Annotated in this window: 21 protein-coding genes; 7 read left to right on the top strand and 14 right to left on the bottom strand. The window is 59.7% G+C overall.

The annotated features are described in order from the left end of the window. The 9 genes from B3M52_RS07360 to urtA form a co-directional block, all read right to left on the bottom strand. Window positions 1-959: urease subunit alpha (locus B3M52_RS07360; RefSeq protein WP_286749340.1), on the bottom strand; the 959-nt coding region annotated here is incomplete at its 3' end. A gap of 215 nt (window positions 960-1,174) precedes the next feature. Continuing rightward, the gene (locus B3M52_RS07355) at window positions 1,175-1,489 is read right to left on the bottom strand and encodes an urease subunit beta (protein ID WP_286749338.1); all 315 of its coding nucleotides are present in this window, start codon (window positions 1,487-1,489) and stop codon (window positions 1,175-1,177) included. Window positions 1,490-1,499: 10 nt separating this feature from the next. Further along, a complete protein-coding gene (gene ureA / locus B3M52_RS07350; RefSeq protein WP_007152777.1) occupies window positions 1,500-1,802 on the bottom strand; it encodes an urease subunit gamma in 303 nt (100 codons plus the stop codon). A gap of 351 nt (window positions 1,803-2,153) precedes the next feature. Continuing rightward, entirely contained in the window at window positions 2,154-3,056 is a 903-nt protein-coding gene (locus B3M52_RS07345) for an urease accessory protein UreD (RefSeq protein ID WP_286749334.1), read from the bottom strand. Next, on the bottom strand, window positions 3,053-3,751 hold the full coding sequence (gene urtE / locus B3M52_RS07340) for an urea ABC transporter ATP-binding subunit UrtE (protein WP_091642994.1): 699 nt from the start codon (window positions 3,749-3,751) through the stop codon (window positions 3,053-3,055). The genes B3M52_RS07345 and urtE overlap by 4 nt, the downstream gene beginning before the upstream one ends. Further along, window positions 3,751-4,578, bottom strand: a complete 828-nt coding sequence (urtD, locus tag B3M52_RS07335) for an urea ABC transporter ATP-binding protein UrtD (protein WP_091642991.1) — start codon at window positions 4,576-4,578, stop codon at window positions 3,751-3,753. Before urtD ends, urtE begins: the two co-directional genes overlap by 1 nt. After that, window positions 4,575-5,711, bottom strand: coding sequence for an urea ABC transporter permease subunit UrtC (gene urtC / locus B3M52_RS07330; RefSeq protein WP_091642988.1), 1,137 nt, complete (start codon window positions 5,709-5,711; stop codon window positions 4,575-4,577). The genes urtD and urtC overlap by 4 nt, the downstream gene beginning before the upstream one ends. Before the next feature lie 3 nt (window positions 5,712-5,714). Continuing rightward, window positions 5,715-7,313, bottom strand: a complete 1,599-nt coding sequence (gene urtB / locus B3M52_RS07325; protein ID WP_286749318.1) for an urea ABC transporter permease subunit UrtB — start codon at window positions 7,311-7,313, stop codon at window positions 5,715-5,717. A 97-nt stretch (window positions 7,314-7,410) separates the two neighbouring features. Continuing rightward, window positions 7,411-8,721 carry an urea ABC transporter substrate-binding protein gene (gene urtA, locus B3M52_RS07320; RefSeq protein ID WP_007155577.1) on the bottom strand — a complete coding sequence of 437 codons (1,311 nt, stop codon included), beginning with the start codon at window positions 8,719-8,721 and terminating at the stop codon, window positions 7,411-7,413. Window positions 8,722-9,521: 800 nt separating this feature from the next. On the opposite strand from urtA, the gene B3M52_RS07315 reads away from it, so the two are divergent. The 5 genes from B3M52_RS07315 to B3M52_RS07295 all read left to right on the top strand — a co-directional run bounded on the left by B3M52_RS07315 (window position 9,522) and on the right by B3M52_RS07295 (window position 13,757). Next, on the top strand, window positions 9,522-9,791 hold the full coding sequence (locus B3M52_RS07315; protein ID WP_007155578.1) for a ComEA family DNA-binding protein: 270 nt from the start codon (window positions 9,522-9,524) through the stop codon (window positions 9,789-9,791). A gap of 168 nt (window positions 9,792-9,959) precedes the next feature. Beyond that, entirely contained in the window at window positions 9,960-10,736 is a 777-nt protein-coding gene (locus B3M52_RS07310) for a (Fe-S)-binding protein (RefSeq protein ID WP_007155579.1), read from the top strand. After that, window positions 10,733-12,184 (top strand): LutB/LldF family L-lactate oxidation iron-sulfur protein, encoded by a 1,452-nt coding sequence (locus tag B3M52_RS07305; RefSeq protein WP_007155580.1) that lies wholly within the window; start codon window positions 10,733-10,735, stop codon window positions 12,182-12,184. The genes B3M52_RS07310 and B3M52_RS07305 overlap by 4 nt, the downstream gene beginning before the upstream one ends. Continuing rightward, the gene (locus B3M52_RS07300; protein ID WP_075194448.1) at window positions 12,181-12,840 is read left to right on the top strand and encodes a LutC/YkgG family protein; all 660 of its coding nucleotides are present in this window, start codon (window positions 12,181-12,183) and stop codon (window positions 12,838-12,840) included. The genes B3M52_RS07305 and B3M52_RS07300 overlap by 4 nt, the downstream gene beginning before the upstream one ends. Beyond that, on the top strand, window positions 12,837-13,757 hold the full coding sequence (locus tag B3M52_RS07295; RefSeq protein ID WP_286749313.1) for a DMT family transporter: 921 nt from the start codon (window positions 12,837-12,839) through the stop codon (window positions 13,755-13,757). Before B3M52_RS07300 ends, B3M52_RS07295 begins: the two co-directional genes overlap by 4 nt. Before the next feature lie 19 nt (window positions 13,758-13,776). Here B3M52_RS07295 and gloA read toward each other — a convergent pair whose 3' ends face one another. The 5 genes from gloA to B3M52_RS07270 form a co-directional block, all read right to left on the bottom strand. Next, window positions 13,777-14,334, bottom strand: a complete 558-nt coding sequence (gloA, locus tag B3M52_RS07290; protein WP_007155583.1) for a lactoylglutathione lyase — start codon at window positions 14,332-14,334, stop codon at window positions 13,777-13,779. 311 nt (window positions 14,335-14,645) lie between these two features. After that, on the bottom strand, window positions 14,646-15,782 hold the full coding sequence (locus B3M52_RS07285) for an alkane 1-monooxygenase (protein ID WP_286749311.1): 1,137 nt from the start codon (window positions 15,780-15,782) through the stop codon (window positions 14,646-14,648). A 145-nt stretch (window positions 15,783-15,927) separates the two neighbouring features. Further along, complete coding sequence (locus tag B3M52_RS07280; RefSeq protein WP_286749310.1) at window positions 15,928-17,967, bottom strand: TRAP transporter permease; 2,040 nt, start codon at window positions 17,965-17,967, stop codon at window positions 15,928-15,930. Further along, window positions 17,964-18,371 carry a DUF1850 domain-containing protein gene (locus B3M52_RS07275; protein WP_286749308.1) on the bottom strand — a complete coding sequence of 136 codons (408 nt, stop codon included), beginning with the start codon at window positions 18,369-18,371 and terminating at the stop codon, window positions 17,964-17,966. Before B3M52_RS07275 ends, B3M52_RS07280 begins: the two co-directional genes overlap by 4 nt. 127 nt (window positions 18,372-18,498) lie before the next feature. Continuing rightward, window positions 18,499-19,458 (bottom strand): TAXI family TRAP transporter solute-binding subunit, encoded by a 960-nt coding sequence (locus tag B3M52_RS07270; RefSeq protein ID WP_269399694.1) that lies wholly within the window; start codon window positions 19,456-19,458, stop codon window positions 18,499-18,501. A gap of 170 nt (window positions 19,459-19,628) precedes the next feature. Here B3M52_RS07270 and B3M52_RS07265 point away from each other — a divergent pair, with 170 nt between their 5' ends. Both B3M52_RS07265 and B3M52_RS07260 read left to right on the top strand, forming a co-directional pair. After that, window positions 19,629-20,294 (top strand): GntR family transcriptional regulator, encoded by a 666-nt coding sequence (locus B3M52_RS07265; RefSeq protein ID WP_269399695.1) that lies wholly within the window; start codon window positions 19,629-19,631, stop codon window positions 20,292-20,294. Window positions 20,295-20,457: 163 nt separating this feature from the next. Beyond that, a complete protein-coding gene (locus B3M52_RS07260) occupies window positions 20,458-21,492 on the top strand; it encodes a DUF6160 family protein (protein ID WP_286749305.1) in 1,035 nt (344 codons plus the stop codon). Window positions 21,493-21,539 lie beyond the last annotated feature (47 nt).

Below are 21,539 nucleotides of genomic sequence, written 5' to 3'. Positions count from 1 at the left end.
TGGTGGCAGACCATCAGCATGTCGAGGTGTTCGTCGATGGTGTTGACGGTGTAGGGCCGCGTGGGGTTCGTTGAAGACGGCAGCACGTAATCCTTGGAGCAGGCGGTGATGATATCTGGCGCGTGGCCGCCCCCTGCCCCTTCGGTGTGGTAGGTGTGGATGCAGCGGCCTTTGAACGCGGCGAGGGTGTCTTCCACAAATCCGGATTCGTTGAGGGTGTCGGTGTGAATGGCGATCTGTACGTCGAACTTGTCCGCCACCGTGAGGCAGTTGTCGATGGAAGCCGGTGTGGTGCCCCAGTCTTCATGGAGCTTGAGGCCCATGGCGCCGGCTTTCAGTTGCAGTTCGAGGGACTCTGGCAGGCTGGCGTTGCCTTTGCCGAGGAAGCCGATGTTCATGGGCATGTCGTCGACGGCCTGGAGCATTTTGCCGATGTGCCAGGGGCCGGGGGTGCAGGTGGTGGCGTTGCTGCCAGTGGCCGGGCCGGTGCCGCCGCCGAGCATGGTGGTGACGCCGCTCATCAGGGCTTCTTCGATCTGCTGCGGGCAGATGAAGTGGATGTGGGCGTCAATGCCGCCAGCGGTGAGGATTTTGCCTTCGCCGGCGATGATTTCGGTGCCGGGGCCGATGACGATGGTGACGTCTGGCTGGGTGTCTGGGTTGCCGGCTTTGCCGATGGCGGCGATTCTGCCGTTTTGCAGGCCGACGTCGGCTTTGACGATGCCCCACCAGTCGAGTATCAATGCGTTGGTGATAACGGTGTCCATGACGGTGTCATCAGCCCGCTGGCTTTGGCCCATGCCGTCCCGGATGACTTTGCCGCCACCGAATTTTACTTCGTCGCCGTAGTGGGTGGCGTCGCTTTCAACCTGGATCCACAGTTCGGTGTTGCCCAGGCGGACTCGGTCACCCACTGTGGGGCCGTACATGTCGGCGTAGGCTTGTCTTGTTATCTTCATGCTGTCCCTCTTTTTTGCTTGGGTGCCTGGGTTCTCGTGGCCTGGTGCTTGGGTGCCGGGGGGCCGGTCGGATAGGGCTTTCCAGGAAACGCTACAAGCACATCCATGTGCGCTTGGGCTCCGCCATCCATGGCTCCGCACATTCCTGGAAAGCCCTATCCGCCCGACCCTCAGAGTTCATTCGGGCCTTCTTTAACCCCTTGCTCCTGTTGTCCTCAGTTCTTGTCGAGTCTTCCCATGACTTCTTGGCGGAAACCGTAGATTTCGCGTTTTCCGGCGAACGGGATAAGGGTCACTTCTCTCGTTTGGCCGGGTTCGAAGCGGATGGCGGTGCCGGCGGCGACGTCTAGGCGGTAGCCCCTGGCTTTGGCTCGGTCGAAGTCCAACGCGGGGTTGGCTTCGGCGAAGTGGTAGTGGGAGCCGATCTGGATGGGGCGGTCGCCGGTGTTGCCGACTTCGATGGTGATGCGTTGGCGGCCTTCGCAGAGTTCGATGTCGCCGTCTTTAAGCTGGTATTCGCCGGGGATCATGGCAGCCTCCTCAAACTATGGGGTTGTGGACGGTGACGAGTTTGGTGCCGTCCGGGAAGGTGGCTTCTACCTGGACTTCGTCAACCATGTCGGCCACGCCTTCCATGACGTCGTCGCGGGTGAGGATTTCGGTGCCGGCGGTCATCATTTCAGCCACGGTGCGGCCTTCGCGGGCGCCTTCCATGATTTCGGCGCTGATGAGGGCGACGGCTTCTGGGTAATTCAGCTTCAGGCCTTTGGCCTTGCGGCGCTCTGCTAACAGTGCTGCTGTGAAGAGGAGCAGTTTGTCTTTGTCTCTTGGGGTTAATTCCATTTTTGTTCTCCTCGGGTTCTGGAGTTTGTCGGCAGGAGGGAAGGGGTGCACGGGATACGCGGTGAATACGTCCCTGTACGCTCGGAAAAAACATCCATGTTTTTTACGATCCCGTGCACCCCTTCCCTCCTGCCTTGTCTGAATTCTGAGTTGCCTGTTGGATTAACTTCCGTTGTTCCAAACAGTTATTTCTGACCCTATCGAGCTAGTGCGCTAACTCATTTTTCCGCTTAACAGGGCGGGGCGAACCGTCCGGGGATGTCGAAAACATGGATGTTTTCGTCAAGCGTACATGGACGTATTCACAGCGTGCCCCGGACGGTTCGCCCCGCCCTGTTCCCGCACCAACCATCAAGTCAACCAGATCCGCGGAACAACCGCGGACTGGCCGGCCAACAGAGGTCGAAGTACCTCCCAGGCCCGCTGGCAAACATCCCAGGCTTCGTTTCTTTCATTACCCAGGTACCGCAACAACACAACGCCACGCCGGCGTGTGATGGCCCAGTGGGCTGAAGCCGGCAGTTGTTCACGGATGGCTTCGATGGCGCCGGCTTCGTCTTCCAAACCAACCACCCACAAGGTCGCCTGAACGGTGGCGCCGCCCTGCCCCCATTTGCCTTGGAAACGGGCGTGAGTGGGGTCTAACAGTTGGCGCTCCAGCCATAGCGGTTTGCCGTTCATACTCAGACTGAAGCGTTGCTCCATGTGGCCGGTGACGAACGGCAGGTTGCTGGCCGGGCGGCCCAGGGCGAGAATTTCCCAGCCCAGGCATTTGGCGCCGGTTTCCAGTTCGATGGTGGTGGTCTGCTCGCCCCGGGAGCCGTTGAAGCCGAGGGTCTCCTGGGGCAGATATTCAAGAACGCCGCCGTTGGCGACGTTCAGGTGTGTGTGCTGCGCCCAGGCCACGCCGTTGCGGTCGGCTTTGTAGAGTTTCGCCGCTGCCGGGGTGGTCACCAAGGTGTGGGCGCCGCTTCCAACCGTTACGTTGATAGTCAGGGCATCGCCGCTAACCAGGCCGCCGGGCGGGTGTAGCAGGTACACGTGGCAGCAGCCGGTTTTGCCTTCCGGGTAAAACGGCCGCTGTACCCGCAACGGCCCTTTGAACCGGGTGCGGGTCATGCGGGTAACCTGTGCGCCCTGCTCCTGCCTGGCGTCGAAGGCCAGGTCCAGGGTGGCGGCCCAGCGCCGGGCCGCGTCGAAGCGGTGGCCGGAGTCGTGGGCCTCATTCGTAGTGATGGCTTCGTAGGCGGTCATACCGTCAGGTGCTTCTTGATGAGTTCATCAGACAGCTCAGCAATCTCGCCCTCGGCGACGCGGCGGCCGCGGTCCATGATGGCGAAGCGGTCGGCGTATTTGCGGGCGAAGGGCAGCTTCTGCTCCACCAGCAACACCGTCAGGCCGTCTTCCTTGATCAACCGGCGGATGACTTCGCCGATCTGGGCGACGATGTTGGGCTGGATGCCTTCGCCGGGTTCGTCGAGGATCAGTAGCTGAGGCTCGATCACCAGGGCGCGGCCGATGGCGAGCTGTTGCTGCTGGCCGCCAGAGAGGTCGCCGCCACGGCGGTTTTTCATTTCCTTGAGCACGGGGAACAGCTCGTAAATGCGCTCGGGGATTTTCTTGCTGCCGTCCTTGCGCACGGCCAGGCCGGTGCGCAGGTTTTCTTCCACGGTCAGCAGCGGGAATATCTGCCGGCCCTGGGGCACGTAGCCGATGCCCAGGCGGGAGCGCTCTTCCAGTTTTTGTTTGGTCAGTTCGGTGCCGCCATCAAACTGGATGCTGCCACTGCTGGTGGTTTCCTCCCCCATCACGCATTTCATCAGGGTGGTTTTGCCCACGCCGTTGCGGCCCATCACGCAGGTGCACTGGCCTTTGGGCACGTCCAGTTCCAGCTCCCACAGGGTGTGGCTTTCGCCGTAGAACTGGTTCAGTTTTTCGATCTTGAGCATTACGCCTCCTCCTCCCCGAGATACACCTTGATCACTTCCGGGTCGTTGGAGACCTGGTCCATGCTGCCTTCCGCCAGCACGCTGCCCTGGTGCAACACGGTGACCTTGCGGGCGATGGAGCGCACGAAGCCCATGTCGTGCTCCACCACCACAACCGACTGCTTGCCGGCGAGGCTGGTGAGCAGTTCGGCGGTGCGTTCCATTTCCTGTTCGGTCATGCCGGCGACGGGTTCGTCCACCAGCAGCAGGCGCGGCTTCTGCATCAGCAACATGCCGATTTCCAGCCACTGCTTCTGGCCGTGGGAGAGGATGCCCGCCAGCTGGTTTCGCAGTTCCTGCAAACCGATGGTTTCCAGCACTTCGCCGATGCGTTCGCGAAACTCCGCTTTCATGGCGGCCCGCAAAGTGGGGATCACCCGCTTGTCGGTGGCCATGGCCAGTTCGAGGTTTTCGAACACCGTTAAGGCTTCGAACACGGTGGGCTTCTGGAACTTGCGGCCGATGCCGAGGGTGGCGATCTCCGGCTCGTTCATGGTTAGCAGGTTGTGACGGCTGCCGAACCAGACCGACCCGGTGTCCGGGGCGGTTTTACCGGTGATGATGTCCATCATGGTGGTTTTGCCCGCGCCGTTCGGCCCGATGATGCAGCGCAATTCGCCGTCGTCGATGGTCATGTTGAGGTTGTTGATGGCCCGGAAGCCATCGAAGCTCACATTGACGTCTTCCATGTAGAGGATGGGCCCGTGGCGGGTGTCCACGGGGGAAACCGCCGGGGTCAGGAATTCGAACACCCGGTCGCGGTTGGAAAGCTCCTCGAGAATGCTCATGCGGTCGCCTCCGTGGTGGTTGGAGCGGCTGGGGTGCCTGGTTCATCCTGTTTGCCCTTGCGGCGGCTGGCCAGCAGGCCGGCGATGCCCTTGGGCAGGAACACGGTGACCAGCACGAACAGGCCACCCAGGGCGAACAGCCAGGCATCCGGCATCACGCCGGTGAACACGGTTTTGGCGTAATTCACCAGTACCGCGCCGATCACCGCGCCATAGAGGGTTGCCCGGCCGCCAAGGGCGACCCAGACCACCACTTCAATGGAAAACAGGGGTGAGAATTCGCTGGGGTTGATGATGCCCACTTGAGGCACGTACAAGGCGCCCGCCACACCCGCCAGCATGGCGGAGACCACGAACACGAACAGCTGCACCCGGTCCACCCGGTAGCCCAGGAAGCGGGCGCGGGCTTCGGCGTCGCGGCAGGCGATGCTGACCCGGCCCAGTTTGCTGGTAACGATGCCGCGGCAGATCACGTAGCCAATGGCCAGGGCGATACCGGTGGCGATGAACAGCCCCAAACGGGTGGCGTCGGTACGCAGGTTGAAGCCGAGGATGTCGCGGAAGTCCGTCAGGCCATTGTTGCCGCCAAAGCCCATCTCGTTGCGGAAGAACGCCAGCATCAGCGCGAAGGTCAGCGCCTGGGTGATGATGGACAGGTACACGCCGGTGACCCGCGAACGGAAGGCGAGGAAGCCGAACACCAGCGCCAGCAGGCCCGGGGCCAGCAGCACCATGATGAAGGCAAACCAGGCCATGTCGAACCCGAGCCAGTACCAGGGCAGTTCCTGCCAGTTCAGGAACACCATGAAGTCCGGCAGGATGGGGTCGCCGTAGGTGCCTCGGTCGCCGATCTGGCGCATCAGGTACATACCCATGGCGTAGCCGCCGATGGCAAAGAAGGCGCCATGGCCCAGGCTGAGGATACCGAGGTACCCCCACACCAGATCCACAGCCACCGCGAGCAAGGCGTAGCACAGGTATTTGCCCAGCAGCGTCACGGTGTAGGCGCTGACATACAGGGCGCTGTCTTCCGGCATGGCCACGTGAAGGAAAGTCACGATGGCCAGGGCTGCAAACAGAACGCCCAGGAAAATCTGCGTGGATCGTTCACGCAAGGGTTGAGTCAACCACATACCTTAACCCTCCGCAGCCCGGCCTTTCTGGGGGAAGAGCCCCTTCGGCCGTTTTTGAATGAACAGGATGATGAAGACCAGCACAATGATCTTCGCGAGTACGGCACCGGCCCAGGGTTCCAGCAGCTGGTTGATGGTGCCCAGCGACAGCCCGGCGATGAGCGTGCCCCACAGGTTGCCCACGCCACCGAACACCACCACCATGAATGAGTCGATGATGTAGTTCTGGCCCAGGTTGGGGCCCACGTTGGTGAGCTGGGACAGCGCCACACCGGCCAGGCCGGCGACACCGGAGCCAAGGGCGAAGGTCATGATGTCCACACGGGTGGCGCGGATGCCCATGGAACGTGCCATGGCGCGGTTCTGGGTGACGGCACGCACTTCCAGGCCGAGGCGGGTTTTGCGCATGATCATCATCAGCGCGGCGAAGACGATCAGTGCGAACGCCAGTACGTACAGTCGATTAAGAGTGAGGGAGAGCGCGTCGTTGATCACCAGCGAGCCGCTCATCCAGTCCGGTGTGACCACGGTGCGGTTCTGGGGCGAGATCACGGTGCGCACCAGTTGCTGCAGGATGAGGCTGATACCAAAGGTAGCCAGCAGGGTTTCCAGCGGGCGGCCCTTGAGGAACTGGATCACGCTGCGCTCAATGATGATGCCGGCGGTGGCCGCCACCAGAAAACCGGCGGGAATCGAGAGAATCAGCGCCAGGCCAGGCTGGCCCGGAAACAGTTGCTGCATGCCCCAGGTGGTGTAGGCACCCAGCATGATCAGTTCGCCGTGGGCCATGTTGATGACGCCCATCACGCCGAAAGTGATGGCCAGACCGATGGCGGCCAGTACCAGCACGGAACCCAGGCTGAGGCCAAAATAGAGCGTTTCGGCGGCGCGGTTGAGTTTCAGTTTCTGTTCAATGGTGCCGAGGGCCTGCTCGGCCTTGTCGGCCAGGGCTGGATTATCGCTGCGCACGGCTTCGTTCAGGGCAGCTCGGGCCCGGGGGTGTAGACTGCCGGCCAGCACGTCCACGGCCTCAAGATTACCCTCACCCACTCTGTAAATGGCCAGTGCCTCTTCAATGCGGTTGCGCACCGAGGCGTTCTCTTCCCGTTCCAACTGCGCTTGCAGCGGCTCGACCAGGGAAGCATCCACTTTGCCCATCATGTCCTGTGCGGAGGCTTCACGCACGTCAGGGTCTGCGGCGTTCAGGTCCAGCATGGCAAGAATGCCCTCAAGCTGGCCCCGTATCCGGTTATTGATGGCGATCCGGTCCAGCTCGCGGCGGGACATTTCGCCCATGTTCTCTCCGGTCAGCGGGTTGGCGATTTCCCAGTCCCGGCCCCGGTTGTTCAGTACGATCACGACCTGGCCGGTGTCGTCTATCCGGCTCAGGCGGTTGTTGCCATAAGCTTCGAGCCAGCCCCTGGCTCTTTCATCACCGCTGCTGACGATGGCATTGATGGCCTCTTCCACGCGGCTGGCGGGCGCTTCTGCAAGGTTATTCAGCAAGGCCGTTCCGGGGTCGTCTTCCTGGGCGGAGGCCGGAAGCGAGAGCACGGAAACCAGGGCGATAAGCAGCAATGTGAGCGATCGAAGGATGCTCATGATGGTGTCCTGTCGGTTGAAAGCGAGTTGCGGGAGCGACAACCGGGGCAGCATCGCCGCTCCCGGTTGTCTGTATTGCGCTGTTGGCTGCTATGCCTTATTCGGCTTCTTCAGCCGCCATTTCTCCGGCAGAAGCGCCGCACTTGCCGGTTGCCGTGTTGAAGCTTCCGCAGAACATCGGCTTGCGCCAGTCGGCAATCAGGTCACGGGAACCCGGCAGGAAGTCAGACCAGGCATCGCCAGCCACGGTAGACGGGGTTTCCCAGACCACGGAGAACTGGCCGTTGTCCTGGATTTCACCGATCAGTACCGGCTTGGTGATGTGGTGGTTGGGCATCATGGTGGCGTAGCCGCCGGTGAGGTTCGGTACGCTCACGCCGATGATGGCGTCTTTGACCGCATCCACGTCGGTGGTGCCGGCTTTCTTCACCGCTTCGATGTACATGTTGAAGCCGATGTAATGAGCTTCCATCGGGTCGTTGGTGACGGCTTCTTCGTTGCCGGTGTGCTCGATCCACTGGTCGATGAAGTCGTAGTTGGCATCGCTGTCCACACTCATGAAGTAGTTCCAGGCCGCCAGGTGGCCAACCAGCGGGCCGGTGTCGATACCGGAAAGCTCCTGCTCACCCACGGAGAACGCCACCACCGGGATGTCGGAAGCGGAGATGCCCTGGTTACCCAGTTCACGGTAGAACGGTACGTTGGCGTCGCCGTTGATGGTGGAGACCACAGCGGTCTTCTTACCGGCGGAGCCGAAACGCTTGATGTCAGACACGATGTTCTGCCAGTCGGAGTGACCGAAAGGCGTGTAGTTGATCATGATGTCTTCCTTGGCAACGCCCTGGTCCATCAGGTAGGTCTCAAGGATTTTGTTGGTGGTGCGCGGGTACACGTAGTCGGTACCGGCCAGCACCCAGCGTTCAACACCGATGTTGTTCATCAGGTAGTCCACCGCAGGAATGGCCTGCTGGTTGGGAGCGGCACCGGTATAGAAAACGTTCTCGGAAGATTCTTCACCTTCGTACTGAACCGGGTAGAACAGCAGGCCGTTAAGCTCCTCAACCACCGGCAGTACGGATTTACGGGAAACAGACGTCCAGTTGCCGAAAATCACGTCCACTTTTTCCTGGGCCAGAAGCTCACGTGCCTTTTCGGCGAACAGCGGCCAGTTAGAGGCAGGGTCAACTACAACTGCTTCCAGTTCACGGCCCAGAACACCACCTTCGGCATTCTGCTTGGCGATGAGCATTTCGACGGTGTCTTTCAGCACGGTTTCACTGATGGCCATGGTGCCGGAGAGGGAGTGGAGGATGCCGACCTTGATGGGATCTTCGGCGGCCGCTGCGTTAAGAGACATTGAGAGAGCCAGTGCTGACAGGCCCAGTTTCACGTGTTTTCTAATCGTCATGTTGTGCATCCTTTTCGGATTGATTGGTGTTATTGCCCCAAAATGCACCAACACCTCTGCATCAGCTGTTCCAGAATGAAAAACACGCCTTATTTTTCAGTCAGTTAAATGATATTTGACAACCACTTACCGGGCTTTCGAACCAGCAGTAATGCACCACGATGAATCGCCACTCCGCTAAGCGCACTATTACGATGCGCCAAACCCACAAACCTGCAATTCTATGAACTTAAAAAATAACCTGTTGTTTTAAATATTGTTTTTATTCTGATGCCAACTGGCCTCCGGTTATTGTCAAAAAATGGGGCAACAGAATGGTCAACTCTGGTGCTCCAGACCCTTAATCGTGCACCGGAGCTGTAAACGGGAAAATCCAGAAAATGCATGAACATACGTTCAATCTCCACCTGTCCGTTTGATTACAAATCTGTAAGAGATATCGCACAGATAAGGGAGCGAATGTCCGATTTCTTGAGAATGGCTCCCATGTAGAATGGTCAACGTCAAGGATGAGAAGCCGGCAAGGAAAGCTGGCTCAGGGAAGATAACTCCACGGATCAGGAGTTGCCCAGGGAATCAGGGCCACAGGGACGAACACCAGGGAAGACGCGCACAGGATGTTGCGCAGCCTGAAGGATCAGGCATGGGGTCAGCCACGGGCTCAGGAGCATAGGGAATGTGTTCCTGTCCGTGCACTTCCCCATCTCGCCGGTTACTTTTTCTTTTCCAACCAGCTCCGCCGCTTTTACGTCCTGACGAATAATCAGACACGTAAAATCACTCTCAGGAGCAAAGCAAGAATGAAACGCACCCCTTTTATCGCCATGATGGTCCTTCTGTTCAGCCTGTTCACCGGTTTCGCCCACGCTGAACCCGCCACCATCAACATCAACACCGCCGACATCGAAACCCTGGCCAGTCTCAACGGCATCGGGCAGAGCAAAGCCGAAGCGATTGTGGCCTATCGCGATGCCAACGGTCCTTTCCAGTCCCGCAACGACCTGACCAACGTCAAGGGCATTGGTGAGCGCACGGTTGAAAAGAACGCCGAGCGCCTGACGGTCGAATAACGCTATTCGGGCAGTGGCCGGCTGCCACTGCCCGCTCCCAAGTCACCAGCTACCACCCCACCCGTTTTCCGAGCACGCAGACTCCCCATAAAGTCGCCTGGCAACTACCAGGGCCCCGCCCTATTATTGTGGCTCAGAGAGACAATAATAATCGCGAGCGACGGCACTATGGTTGATCCCATCAAGGTTTACCCGGCCAAACCTTCCAAGGTCTATTTCTACGGCACCTGCCTGGTCGACATGTTCTATCCCGACGCGGGCATGGCCGGCATCCAGTTGCTGGAGCGGGAAGGCATTCAGGTCATCTACCCTGAAGACCAGACCTGCTGTGGCCAGCCCGCCTACACCTCCGGCTATCACGACGAAGCCCGCGCAGTCGCCCGCGCCCAACTCGGGCTGTTTCCGGAAGACTGGCCGATTGTGGTGCCCTCCGGTTCCTGTGGCGGCATGATGCGCAAGCATTACCCGGCGCTGTTCAAGGACACCTCCGATGAAGTCGCGGCCGCTGAAATTGCCGGGCGGGTATGGGAACTGACGGACTTTCTGGTGAACGTGTGCCACATCAAACTGGACGACCTGGGTGAGCCCACCACCGTAGCCATGCACACCTCCTGCTCCGCCCGCCGTGAAATGGGTGTGGCGGAAGTCGGCCCCAAGCTGCTGGGGCAGCTAAAAAACGTCAACCTAGTGGAACAGGTTCGAGCGGAGGAATGCTGCGGCTTTGGCGGTACCTTCGCGGTGCGCCATCCGGAAATTTCCGGGGCCATGGTCAGCGAGAAAGTGGACACCCTGGTGGACACCGGCGCCAAAGAGTTTGTCACCACGGACTGCGGATGTTTGATGAACATCGCCGGGTACGCTGAGAAAAACCAGAAGCCGGTGACCGGCCAGCACATTCTGAGTTTCCTCTGGGAACGCACCAGCAGTGGAGGTGAACAGTCATGAGCGAGACAACACACGGCTCTTCACACCATTCCGCCCACCACATCGATGTGAAAGAGTTCCACCCGCGCGCCCGGGCGGCCATCCACAACCCGCAGGTTCGCCAGAACTTCCGCAAGGCGATGGACGGCCTGATGACCAAGCGCAAGTCCGCCTTTGAAGGTTGGGACCTGGAAACCCTTCGGGACTTGGGCGCCAACATTCGCATGCGGGCCCTGGCCAGCCTGCCGGATTTGCTGGAGCAACTGGAACAGAAGCTGACCGAGAACGGCATTACTGTGCATTGGGCCACCGACGGTGATGAAGCCTGCCGTATCGTACGCGATATCTGCGTGGCGCGGGACGCCAAGACGGCGATCAAGGGCAAGTCCATGGTCTCTGAGGAAATGGAGCTGAACCATTACCTTGAGGAACAGGGCATCGAGGCGCTGGAGTCGGACCTTGGCGAGTACATCGTGCAACTGGCGGAAGAAACGCCCTCGCACATCATCATGCCGGCGATTCACAAGAACACCGGCGAGATCTCCCAACTGCTGCACGACAAAACCGGCACCGACCTTTCCAACGACGTGGAATACCTGACCGCGAACGCCCGACTCCAGTTGCGGGAAAAATTCCGTAATGCCGACGTGGGCATTTCCGGCGTTAACTTCGCCGTGGCCGAAACCGGCACCCTGTGCCTGGTGGAAAACGAAGGCAATGGCCGTATGACCACCACCGTACCGCCCTGCCACATTGCCGTGACCGGCATCGAGAAGGTGGTGCCCAACCTGGAAGACGTGACTGCCCTGCTGGCGCTATTGACCCGTTCCGCCACCGGCCAGCACATTACCACCTACTTCAACATGATTTCCGGCCCCCGCAAGGCCAACGAGATGGACGGCCCGGAAGAGGTTCACGTGGTGCTGGTGGACAATGGCCGCTCCACCATCTATCAGGACGACGAGCTGCTGGACACCCTGCGCTGCATTCGCTGCGGCGCCTGCATGAACCACTGCCCGGTGTATACGCGGGTGGGCGGCCATACTTATGGCACCACCTACCCCGGCCCCATTGGTAAAATCCTGATGCCGCATATGGTGGGCCTTGATGAGGGCCGTCACCTGCCGACGGCTTCAAGCCTGTGTGGCGCCTGCGGCGAAGTCTGCCCGGTGAAGATTCCGATTCCGGACCTGCTGGTGCGGCTGCGCCAGGAATCCGTGGACGGTGACAAGCTGCACCCCGCCAAGGTTCGTGGCCATGGCGCCAAACGCAGTAGCGTGGAAGCCATGATCTGGAAGGGCTGGAGCTGGATGCACGCCAAACCAGGCCTCTATCGCCTGGGCACCAGCTTGGGTGCGCGGTTCCGCAAGCTGCAACCGGGCAAGATTGGCGCCTGGACGCAATACCGAACCGCGCCAAAACTGGCACCCAAAACCCTCCACGAACGGATGAAGGAGCGTGGCCAATGAGTTCCAGAGACGCCATTCTCCAGCGCCTGCGCAACCGCACCGGCGGCGAACTGACCGCCCCGGAATGCGATTTTTCAGTGCTTGATCGTCCGGACTGGAGCACCGCTGAACGGCTGGACATGTTCGAACGGACCATCGAATCGGTTCACGGGGAAGTGCATCGCACCACGGAATCCGGCTGGATTGACCGGTTGGCTGAAATCCTTCAGAGCCGCGGCGCCCAGACCCTGCTGATTGCCAAGGAACATGAGATCGGCCAGGCCCTGAGAAGCGCCACCAAAAACCGCGAGGACCTGCCGCAACTGCTGGTGTACGACGAGCCCATCGAAAGCTGGCAGGAAGCGCTTTTCAATGAGGTGGACGCCGGCATCACCTCTACCCGGGGCGGCATTGCCGAAACCGGGTCGCTGATTCTTTGGCCGACGGCGGATGAGCCCCGGCTGATGAGCCTGGTGCCGCCCATCCATATTGCGATCCTGAAGGCCAGTGAGTTGTACACCACGTTCCACGATGCCATGCAATCCCAGAACTGGGCCGCTGGCATGCCAACCAATGCGCTGTTAGTCTCCGGACCTTCGAAGACCGCTGATATCGAGCAAACTCTCGCTTACGGTGTTCACGGTCCCAAGGAACTCATCGTACTGGTTATTGAATGATCCGAGGCGCATTACTGATTGCCCTGGCCGCCCTGCTCTGGGCGACCACGGGTATCGTGGCAAAATTCCTGTTTTCCGGCTCCGACCTGCAGGCAGTGACACTGGGCTTCCTGCGCCTGGCGGTCGCTTTACCCTTCTTCTTTGGGCTGATGCTGAAGGAGCAGCGCGCGCTCGCTCGCAGTGCAACCTCTCCGCCAAAGTCCACCCGTAAAGCTCTGGTTCCGCTTGTGGCCCTGGGCTTCTTCCAGGCGGTCTATCAGGGCAGCTACCTGCTGGCCGTGGACATGACCGGTGCAGGTATCGCCACGCTGATTGCCCTGTGCCTGGCACCCGTGCTTGTCGCCATCATGGCGGCGCCGCTGCTGGGCGAGAAACCGGGCGTGGTGACAATGCTGGCGTTGGCCGCCGCTATTGCCGGCACCGCGATGCTGGTGATCAGTGACATGGACAGTGCTGGCCATCTTCGCCTGGGTGGCATCCTGGTGGCGGTTCTGGCGGCGCTGGTGTATGCCGGGTTTACGCTGACCAGCCGGCACACGTCCACCGGTACTCCGGTGTTCACCACGGCGTTCATCTGCTTTTTTACCGCCGCGCTGATCCTGCTGCCTGTCGTTGCGCTGAGTGGTGGTTTTGACGGGCTACAGAGCCTGGGCATTTCACAATGGCTGATGGTGGCCTACATCGGTGTGGTGCCAACTTGCCTGGGGTATGTGAGCTTCTTCAGCGGTATGAAGACAACACCGGCTACTCTGTCGAGCATTATCGTGACTCTGGAGCCGCTGTTCGTGGCCACGCTTGCGTGGGTGATTCTGGGGGAGGAATTGGGGGTGATCGGTATTGCCGGGGCGTTGATTCTGACGGCGGCGGTGATCGTGGCCTCTCGCAGCAGTGCCGGGAGTCGTCCCGACACTGCCTGATACCGCCGAGTCAGGCGGTTTACTCTTCCTCTTCTACCCGGCGCTGCTTTTCGAGCATGTTCGGCTGCAGGATTTCGATCCAGTAGCCGTCCGGGTCCTTGATGAACGCCAGGCCCTTCATTTTGCCATCGTCCGGCTTCTTGACGAAGTCCACGCCCAGTTTTTCAAAGCGATCGCAGGCACTGTATACGTCCGGCACCGCTACGCCGATGTGGCCAAAGCCCTGGGGCTCGTCGTTGCCATTATGGTAGCCAAACTCTTCATCGTTTTCGGTGCCCCAGTTGTGGGTCAGTTCGAGCATGGCTTCGCGGCCAAAGATGAAGGTGGTGCGGTGAGCGTCGTCGTTGGGGACCATGTTGGCCTGGCGGTCGTCGAGGTAGGCGAGGAAGTAGAGGGTGAATTTCATTTCCGGGAAGTCGAGTTTTCTGACGAGGCGCATGCCCATTACCCGGGTGTAGAAGTCCATGGAGCGCTCAGGGTCTTTGATGCGCATCATGGTTTGGTTGAAGACGTAGCCTTCGGTTTCGGGGACGGTTGCTTCGTGCAGGCCGGGGGCTTGTTCGAAGTGTTTGGGCATGGGAGCTCCCTTTTATGGGTTCAGGATTCAACCATTATACTTGCGTGCGTTGCGGGGAAATTTCAAGGGCAAAAAAAGGCCCCACAGTCAGAGACACAAAACCTGTGGGGCCTTGGAAACTTTTTTGATTGCATGGTGGGGGGGGCTGGCCAGTGTGGAGGCTTTCTCCCCAGACACGCCGTGAACCCATCCATGGGGGCTCGGCATTGCCATCCCTGGCAATGCACGGTCCGGGGAGAAAGCCCCCACACTGACCGATCGTACTCTTCAGATAACGCCTTTAGGCGTATGCCTCCTGTATTTGTCTCGACTCACGCCAACTGGTGTTCTTCGCCTTCGTAGTACGCCTCTACCCTCGGGTTCATCACCTTTTTCCACAGTGGCGGGATCATGGCCAGGACGACCATGGCGGCGTAACCGGCGGGGAGCTGGGGCGCTATTTCGTGGTGGCGGAGGACCTGGTAGCGGCGTTTGGCCCAGGCGTGGTGGTCGCTGTGGCGTTGGAGGTGGAACAGGAAGACGTTGGTGAGGAAGTAGTTGGAGTTCCAGCTGTGTTCCGGGCCGGTGCGTTCGTAGCGGCCGTTGTCGAGTTTGCGGCGGTGGAGGCCGTAGTGTTCGAGGTAGTTGACGATTTCCAGCAGGTTGAGGGCGATGAAGCTCTGGCCGAGGAAGAACACGGCGCCAAGCCAGCCAAAGGCGACGGTGAAGGCCGTGAAGGCCAGTGCGGTGATGCTGTACCACCAGATGAGTTCGTTGCGCCAGCTGAGGGCGCTATGGCCTTTTTTCTCGAGGCGTTTGGCTTCCAGTTTCCAGGCGTTGATGAAGTTGCGGGCATAGGCCTGGGGCAGGAAGTTGTAGAGGGACTGGTTGTAGCGCGAGGACGAGGCGTCTTCCGGGGTGGAGACGTGAACGTGGTGGCCGCGCAGGTGTTCGACTTTGAAGCCGGCGTAGCTGACCAGTGACAGCAGGAAGCCGCCGGCCCAGGTTTCGAGTTTTCCGTCTTTGTGGATGAGTTCGTGGGCAACGTTGATGCCCAGGCCGCCAACGATGCCGACGGAAAAGATCCAGCCGATGCCACCGGCCACATTGAACAGGCCGGACGCCAGCACGAACATGCTCCACACCAGCAACACCGCAAAGGCGGCAACCCAGCCCAGGGTGATGAACTTGTAGAAGCGTTCGGTGTTCATGCGTGGGGTATCGGCTTCCTCGTCCGGGTTAAGGGCGTCTTTGCCCAGCAGTAGGTCGAGGATGGGGATGATGCCGAAGACGACCACCGGCACGCCCCAGGCGAACAGGTTGACCCATCCGGTGGCTTGCCCGGCCGCCAACAACAGGGGTGGCAGGGCCAGGGGCAGCATGGCGATCAGGTAGCTGTATTTCTTGAGTGTCAGCAGCACTTTCCGGCGGGCGGACTCGGTGCTCAGGATCAATGGTTTCGTACTCACGTGTTTTCCCTCATCGGCTGTTACTTTCGATCTGGGCGATCGCTTCTTGTTAACTGCATTATTGTCCTACAATATAACAGTCGTCAAGAAAACCGTGGTACTTTTTAATCACTGCATTTATCAATACAGCCCCAATCGCGCTATCTCACTGTGATTGCTCCTCTGTTTCGGGGGCTCCGGCCCCATGCAGTTCCCGGCGTCGGTGCCAGTAATTCATGGCCAGCAGTGCCAGCATCGCGACCACACCGGAGATTTCCACCTGCAGGTCTGGGTAAAAGATTGCGATCACCGCGCCACTCAATGCCAGTCGCATCCAGGGTTTCATGTGGGTGAACAGAAAGCCTTCAAGCGCCGCTGCAAAGGCCGCAAGGGCGAGTATGGCGATGAAGCCGTTCCAGAGAACCAGCGGTAACGGCCCCCCTTCGATGATCACGGGGTTGAACACCATGAACAGCGGAATGAGGTAAAGGCCCTTGGCGAACTTCCAGGCCTGTACGCTGGTTTCCATGGTTTTACTGCCCGCGATCGCCGCCCCCGCGAAGGCGGCCAGCGCCACAGGCGGCGTGACGTTGGAATCCTGGGAGTACCAGAACACCAACAGGTGAGCGACCAACAGCGGGATACCGAACTCGTTGGTCAACGCCGGCCCCACCAGCACGATCAGTACGATGTAGCTGGCAGTCACCGGCAGCCCCAGGCCCAGAATCAGGCTGGCGATGACCACCAGGAACAGCGCCATCAGAATGTTGCCGTCGGCGAACGCGATCATCATTGACGAGAACTTGAGGCCCAGCCCGGTCAGGCCGACCACCGCCACCACAATGCCGGCAATGGCGCAGGCAATGCTGACGGGGACCGCGTTGCGGGCACCCAGTTCGAGGCCCTGCAGCAGTTTTACAACGCCTTCACGCAGCGCATCCGTCAGGGCTTTTCCAAGCTGGTTGTCCGCCCGTCCCTGTTTATAGGCAAGGTACAGGCCGTTCAGCCCGGCGATACCAATGATGCCGACCACGGCATAAAACCCGACCCGCATGGGGGAGATGCCCATCACCAGCAGGTACACCAGCATGATGATCGGCAACAGGAAGTACCAGCCGAAAGCCATCACCTCCCGGAGCTGGGGGAGTTCACTGGAAGGCAGGCCCTTCATGCCCTGCTTCACCGCACAGATGTGAACGAGCAGGTACACCGTGGCGAAGTACAGCAGAGCCGGAAACACACTGACTTTTACAATGTCGAGGTACGGCACACGGGTGTATTCCGCAATCAGGAAAGCGCCGGCGCCCATCAGCGGCGGCATGATCTGGCCACCGGTACTGGCTGCGGCTTCAATGCCGCCCGCCTGGGCCGGACGAAAACCCAACTTTTTCATCAGCGGAATCGTAAACGCGCCCGTAGTCACCACGTTGGCGATGGCGCTACCGGAGATGGACCCCATGCTGGCCGATGCCAGAACCGCGGCTTTAGCAGGGCCGCCGCGCTGACGGCCAGTGGCCGCAAACGCCAGATCGATGAAGAAGCGGCCTGCGCCGGTCACTTCCAGCATGGCGCCGAACAGCACAAAGATGAACACGAACGTAGCAGCAACGCCCAACGGCAGGCCGAAAATACCCTCCTGCCCCAGATACAACTGGGCACCGATACGGTCGAGGGAGTAGCCGCGATGGTTGAGAATGCCCGGCAGCCACTCCCCCAGCTCCGACAGCGGCCCACGCTGGCCACTCATTGCGTAGAGGATGGCAATCACACCGATCACCGTCAGCCCGGTGCCTACCGCCCGGCGGCTGGCCTCCAGCAAGGTGATGGTGCATACCCACGCCATAACAATATCGGTCTGGTTCCAGAACCCGGCCCGACCGGTAATCTCATCGAGAAACCAGACCAGATAGAAACCGGATGCGCCCGAGGCTATCAAAAAGCCGGTATCAATCAACGCCGTTATGGCGCCACGCGGTCGGCCAGGACGGGGCCCGAACAGCAGAAAGCACAGCATCATCACCAACGCCAGGTGAATGCCCCGTTGATAGAACAGTCCCAGCGGTTGAATACCGGCGCTGTATAGCTGAAACAGCGATAGGCCGATACCAATCAGTGCGATCAGCCAGAGCAGTGCCCTGGGCCCACTCATTCTGGTCGGCTGCCATGCGCCATTGGTTTTCAGGTAGATGGCCGTTTCTTGACTCATTGAAGCGTGCTTCCTTTATCCTCTGCAGGCCGTACTCGAATCTCAACGAGTTTGTCAGCGGCCAGACGGCTTAGACTCACCACGCGCGAATCCACCTCAATGCGGTGATTCACCGACAAGGCGCCAACGCGCAGCGAGAGACGATTATTAGGTATGGGTACCTGCATATCGACGATGCGGTAGCCGTGGTCGTCATCCGACGTCAGTGTGCCCCGACCACGGGTATGGCCAAGGCCGGCGGCAAAGTCCGGTGTGTGGCTACTGTCCAGAATCAACTGGTCCGCTTCCATGCGAAAGCAGTCCGTCACAGGAAACCCCTGCACCGAGTGATTCCAGATCAGGCACCACCGCCCGCCCTCGGGCAGGCCGAGCTGAACCAGCGACGTCTGGCTGGTATCAGACACCGACAGTTGCCAGACCGCTTTGCTCTGAGCGCTAACTGCTGTGGGCCATAATCCCCACAGCAGTGACACGGCCAGACAACAGGCCCTGTAAACCATGAACCGACGAATGATGACGACGGATTCCCGATTACTGGCGCAGTGCCTCCGGCACTTCTGCCCCTATTTCCTCGTAATAGCGAATGGCACCCGGATGGAGGGGAATGGGCGTGGAATCCAGACTGAACTCTACGGTGGTGTCGTCAGCGGCCGGATGGATCGCCCTCAGAGCTTCCACCTTTTCGAAGAGCAACTTGGTGACTTTGTAGGCAAGGTCTTCCGACATGGCGCTGTTGACGGTAAGGACGTTGGGAATGCCAATCGTTGAAATATCCGTATCGACACCCTCGTAGGTACCGGAACGCAGCTTGTAGGGCGCAAACACCGGCACTTCTGCTCTGGCGTTAGCGATTTCATTCTCGGAGAGTGGTATCAGTGCAATGTCACGGGTGGTGGCAAGGCTGACAATAGAACTTGTTGGCGGGCCAACACTCCAGAACGCGGCGTCGATGTCGCCATCGCGAATGGCATCTGCGGATTCATTGAAGTTCAGGCCGCGCTCGTCGAAATCGTCGAAGCTCATGCCGTTAGTCTCCAGCAGGGCCTTGGCGTTCACTTCGGTACCGCTGCCCGGCGCACCGACAGACACACGCTTGCCAGCCAGATCTGCCAGCGACGTAATGCCCGAGTCCGCCAGGGTGACAATCTGAACCGCGTTCGGATAAAGCGAAGCAATGGCCAGCACATCCAGCTTGTTGCCATTGAAACGTTCGCCACCGTTATAGGCCTGATGAACGGTGTCTGCCAGGGCAATCGCCAGGTCCGAATCCTGGCGATGAACCAGCCCCATATTTTCAACCGAAGCGCCAGTGACTTCGGCAACCGCGCTGTACCCTTCAATATGCTGACTGATCAACTCCGCGAGGCCACCCCCGAGAGGGTAATAGGTACCACCGGTGCCGCCCGTGGCAATGGAGAGATTGGTATCCGCCTGTGCCGGAGAAACACCGATCAGCGCGGTCGCGCCCAGGGCCAGAAATAGCTTTCGCATGTCGTTCACCTCGTTTTTGTTGAATTAGCGTCGGGACTTGTGATCCTTTGACGTCTACATAGGATAGCAGCCCATTGCCAACTACTGATTCTTTCCGGCATTAAGGTTAAGATTCTGTGGTATTTTCCAACGCCATCACGGCTTTGAATGTCAGGAGCGCGCTTCAGTCAATGGATTTCCAGGTTCCTAACACCCTCGCCGAGCAGATCGCCAACTATCTGGCTGAACGCATCATGACCGGGCAGATAAAGCCGGGCGAGCGTTTGCAGGAGGCGACGACCGCCACAGAACTGAAGGTAAGCCGGGCATCGGTGAAAGAGGCCCTGTATACCCTGGAACGCTGGCACCTGATTGAAATCACCCCGCGCAAGGGCGCGTCGGCCACCAAGCTGGATGCGGTGCATGCCTCAGAGCTCTATGACGTGTACATGCACCTGTTGATCATGCTGGCGCGGCGTCTGTGTGAGCGTTGGCGGGAAGAGGACAAAACCGCGTTGTTGTCGGTGGTTGGACACGTCACTGGCCAGATGCAGCGCAAGGACGCCAATATCACGGCCATTGTGGAAGCGAGCTTTGAAGTGATGGACGTCTGCTGCCGGGTAGTCGGCAATCCCTACCTCACGGAGGCGCTGACCAACTTCAAGCCCGCTGTCAGCCGGGCCTACTATCTGAGCGCGGATCGTTACCGGCAGGATCTGGACCGCACGGGCCTGTTTTTCACCAATCTAACAAAAGCCATCCTGGCGCGGGATGCCGGTGAATCCGAGGCACTGGTGGCGGATTTCGGCGCCCATCAAAAGGCGCTGATCCAGCAGGCGCTGGCCCCTTCGGCCTGACCGAGTCTGTGACTCAACTCACAGACTCCTCTCCCTATCCCACCTATCGTAACAGTCTGTAACAAACTCATAAGTCCGCTACGCTGGTCAGGTTGTCCCCTGCGGCTACAAAACGACTGAGACCGGTCTGAAGCCGGCATAACAACAACGATCCGGGGCCACCATGACACGTCGAAACGCCCGCAAGCGCCTGAAACCGTTCAGACCTGCCCTGCGCAGGTTCTTTACCCTGAGCCTGACCGCCAGTCTATCATTGCCGGTGATGGCCGACTTCCGCCCACTGGACGACAGTACCCTGGGCAACGTCACTGGCCAGACTGGCGTCACCATCGAGATGGAAACCAGGATTGAGATGGACCGACTGAGCTGGACGGATGAAGGCTCGCTGAACGTCAATGGCGTTCGCCTGTCCGGTCAGAACGATACAGTGCTGGACAACCTCAAGCTGACGCTGGACATTGCCGGCCAGGATGAGGTGCTTGAATACGGCTTCTCCGAGATTGCCCGCCGCGCCGACGCCGGCCTTCTGGATGCCTCCAATCCGGATGTGGCCGATGCCCTCGCCCGCTATGCCGTGGGTGGTGGTTACGGCAAACAGTTCGATAGCGGTGACCTGGTGATTCACCTGGGTGCTACAGATTACGGCGACCCGACCAGCCTGGACGACTACCTGCAGGCCGTGGATTTCGAGTTGGCCGTAGACAGTGTTGAAGCAACCGGCTCCGGCGGTACTGCCAGCCTGTTCTCCAATATCATGCTGCAGGGTTATATCGGCCCTACCGATCTGGTGATCCGCAACCAGGGTAACAATACCCGTACGCTGGCCAATGGCAACGTGGTGTCTGGCTCGGAACTGCAGCTCGACACCCACTTTGAAATCACCAACGGTAATCTCAACTGGGATGCCGCCGACGTCATTCTAATATTCAACTTTGCCGCCGTTGGCATCGAAGGGCTGCAGATCCACAACCGCCGGGGCGATGACACCCTGGGCCACTTTGGGATGGCAAGTGCCACGGCGAAGCTCTCCCGGGGCACCAGCGCCGCTTCTGGCAAAGAAGGCCTTTCCATCCATGAGGTGGACTTCCGGGCCGACATCGATATGCCGGTGTTCAAAGTCGGTGGCACCAGTATCGGCTCCGTACAGTTCACGGATTTTGCCATTAAAAACACCACTATGATGGTGTATGGCCACTAGCAAGACACTGGACAAGCCCCCCGCCACCAACAGTAAACTGCCCGTCT

Origin of the sequence: Marinobacter sp. UBA2688 (assembly GCF_002352785.1) — a bacterium.
In the GTDB taxonomy this organism is placed as follows: Bacteria; Pseudomonadota; Gammaproteobacteria; order Pseudomonadales; family Oleiphilaceae; genus Marinobacter; species Marinobacter salarius.
This window is presented reverse-complemented; position numbering and strand designations above follow the sequence as displayed.

Bases quoted from the DNA above. Each gene is read 5' to 3' on its own strand.
- B3M52_RS07295 (WP_286749313.1), top strand. From the start codon at position 12,837: ATGATCCGAGGCGCATTACTGATTGCCCTGGCCGCCCTGCTCTGGGCG.
- B3M52_RS07300 (WP_075194448.1), top strand. From the start codon at position 12,181: ATGAGTTCCAGAGACGCCATTCTCCAGCGCCTGCGCAACCGCACCGGC.
- B3M52_RS07355 (WP_286749338.1), bottom strand. From the start codon at position 1,489: ATGATCCCCGGCGAATACCAGCTTAAAGACGGCGACATCGAACTCTGC.
- B3M52_RS07315 (WP_007155578.1), top strand. From the start codon at position 9,522: ATGAAACGCACCCCTTTTATCGCCATGATGGTCCTTCTGTTCAGCCTG.
- ureA (WP_007152777.1), bottom strand. From the start codon at position 1,802: ATGGAATTAACCCCAAGAGACAAAGACAAACTGCTCCTCTTCACAGCA.
- B3M52_RS07345 (WP_286749334.1), bottom strand. From the start codon at position 3,056: ATGACCGCCTACGAAGCCATCACTACGAATGAGGCCCACGACTCCGGC.
- urtE (WP_091642994.1), bottom strand. From the start codon at position 3,751: ATGCTCAAGATCGAAAAACTGAACCAGTTCTACGGCGAAAGCCACACC.
- urtD (WP_091642991.1), bottom strand. From the start codon at position 4,578: ATGAGCATTCTCGAGGAGCTTTCCAACCGCGACCGGGTGTTCGAATTC.
- gloA (WP_007155583.1), bottom strand. From the start codon at position 14,334: ATGCCCAAACACTTCGAACAAGCCCCCGGCCTGCACGAAGCAACCGTC.
- urtC (WP_091642988.1), bottom strand. From the start codon at position 5,711: ATGTGGTTGACTCAACCCTTGCGTGAACGATCCACGCAGATTTTCCTG.
- B3M52_RS07305 (WP_007155580.1), top strand. From the start codon at position 10,733: ATGAGCGAGACAACACACGGCTCTTCACACCATTCCGCCCACCACATC.
- B3M52_RS07280 (WP_286749310.1), bottom strand. From the start codon at position 17,967: ATGAGTCAAGAAACGGCCATCTACCTGAAAACCAATGGCGCATGGCAG.
- urtA (WP_007155577.1), bottom strand. From the start codon at position 8,721: ATGACGATTAGAAAACACGTGAAACTGGGCCTGTCAGCACTGGCTCTC.
- urtB (WP_286749318.1), bottom strand. From the start codon at position 7,313: ATGAGCATCCTTCGATCGCTCACATTGCTGCTTATCGCCCTGGTTTCC.
- B3M52_RS07265 (WP_269399695.1), top strand. From the start codon at position 19,629: ATGGATTTCCAGGTTCCTAACACCCTCGCCGAGCAGATCGCCAACTAT.
- B3M52_RS07310 (WP_007155579.1), top strand. From the start codon at position 9,960: ATGGTTGATCCCATCAAGGTTTACCCGGCCAAACCTTCCAAGGTCTAT.
- B3M52_RS07260 (WP_286749305.1), top strand. From the start codon at position 20,458: ATGACACGTCGAAACGCCCGCAAGCGCCTGAAACCGTTCAGACCTGCC.
- B3M52_RS07270 (WP_269399694.1), bottom strand. From the start codon at position 19,458: ATGCGAAAGCTATTTCTGGCCCTGGGCGCGACCGCGCTGATCGGTGTT.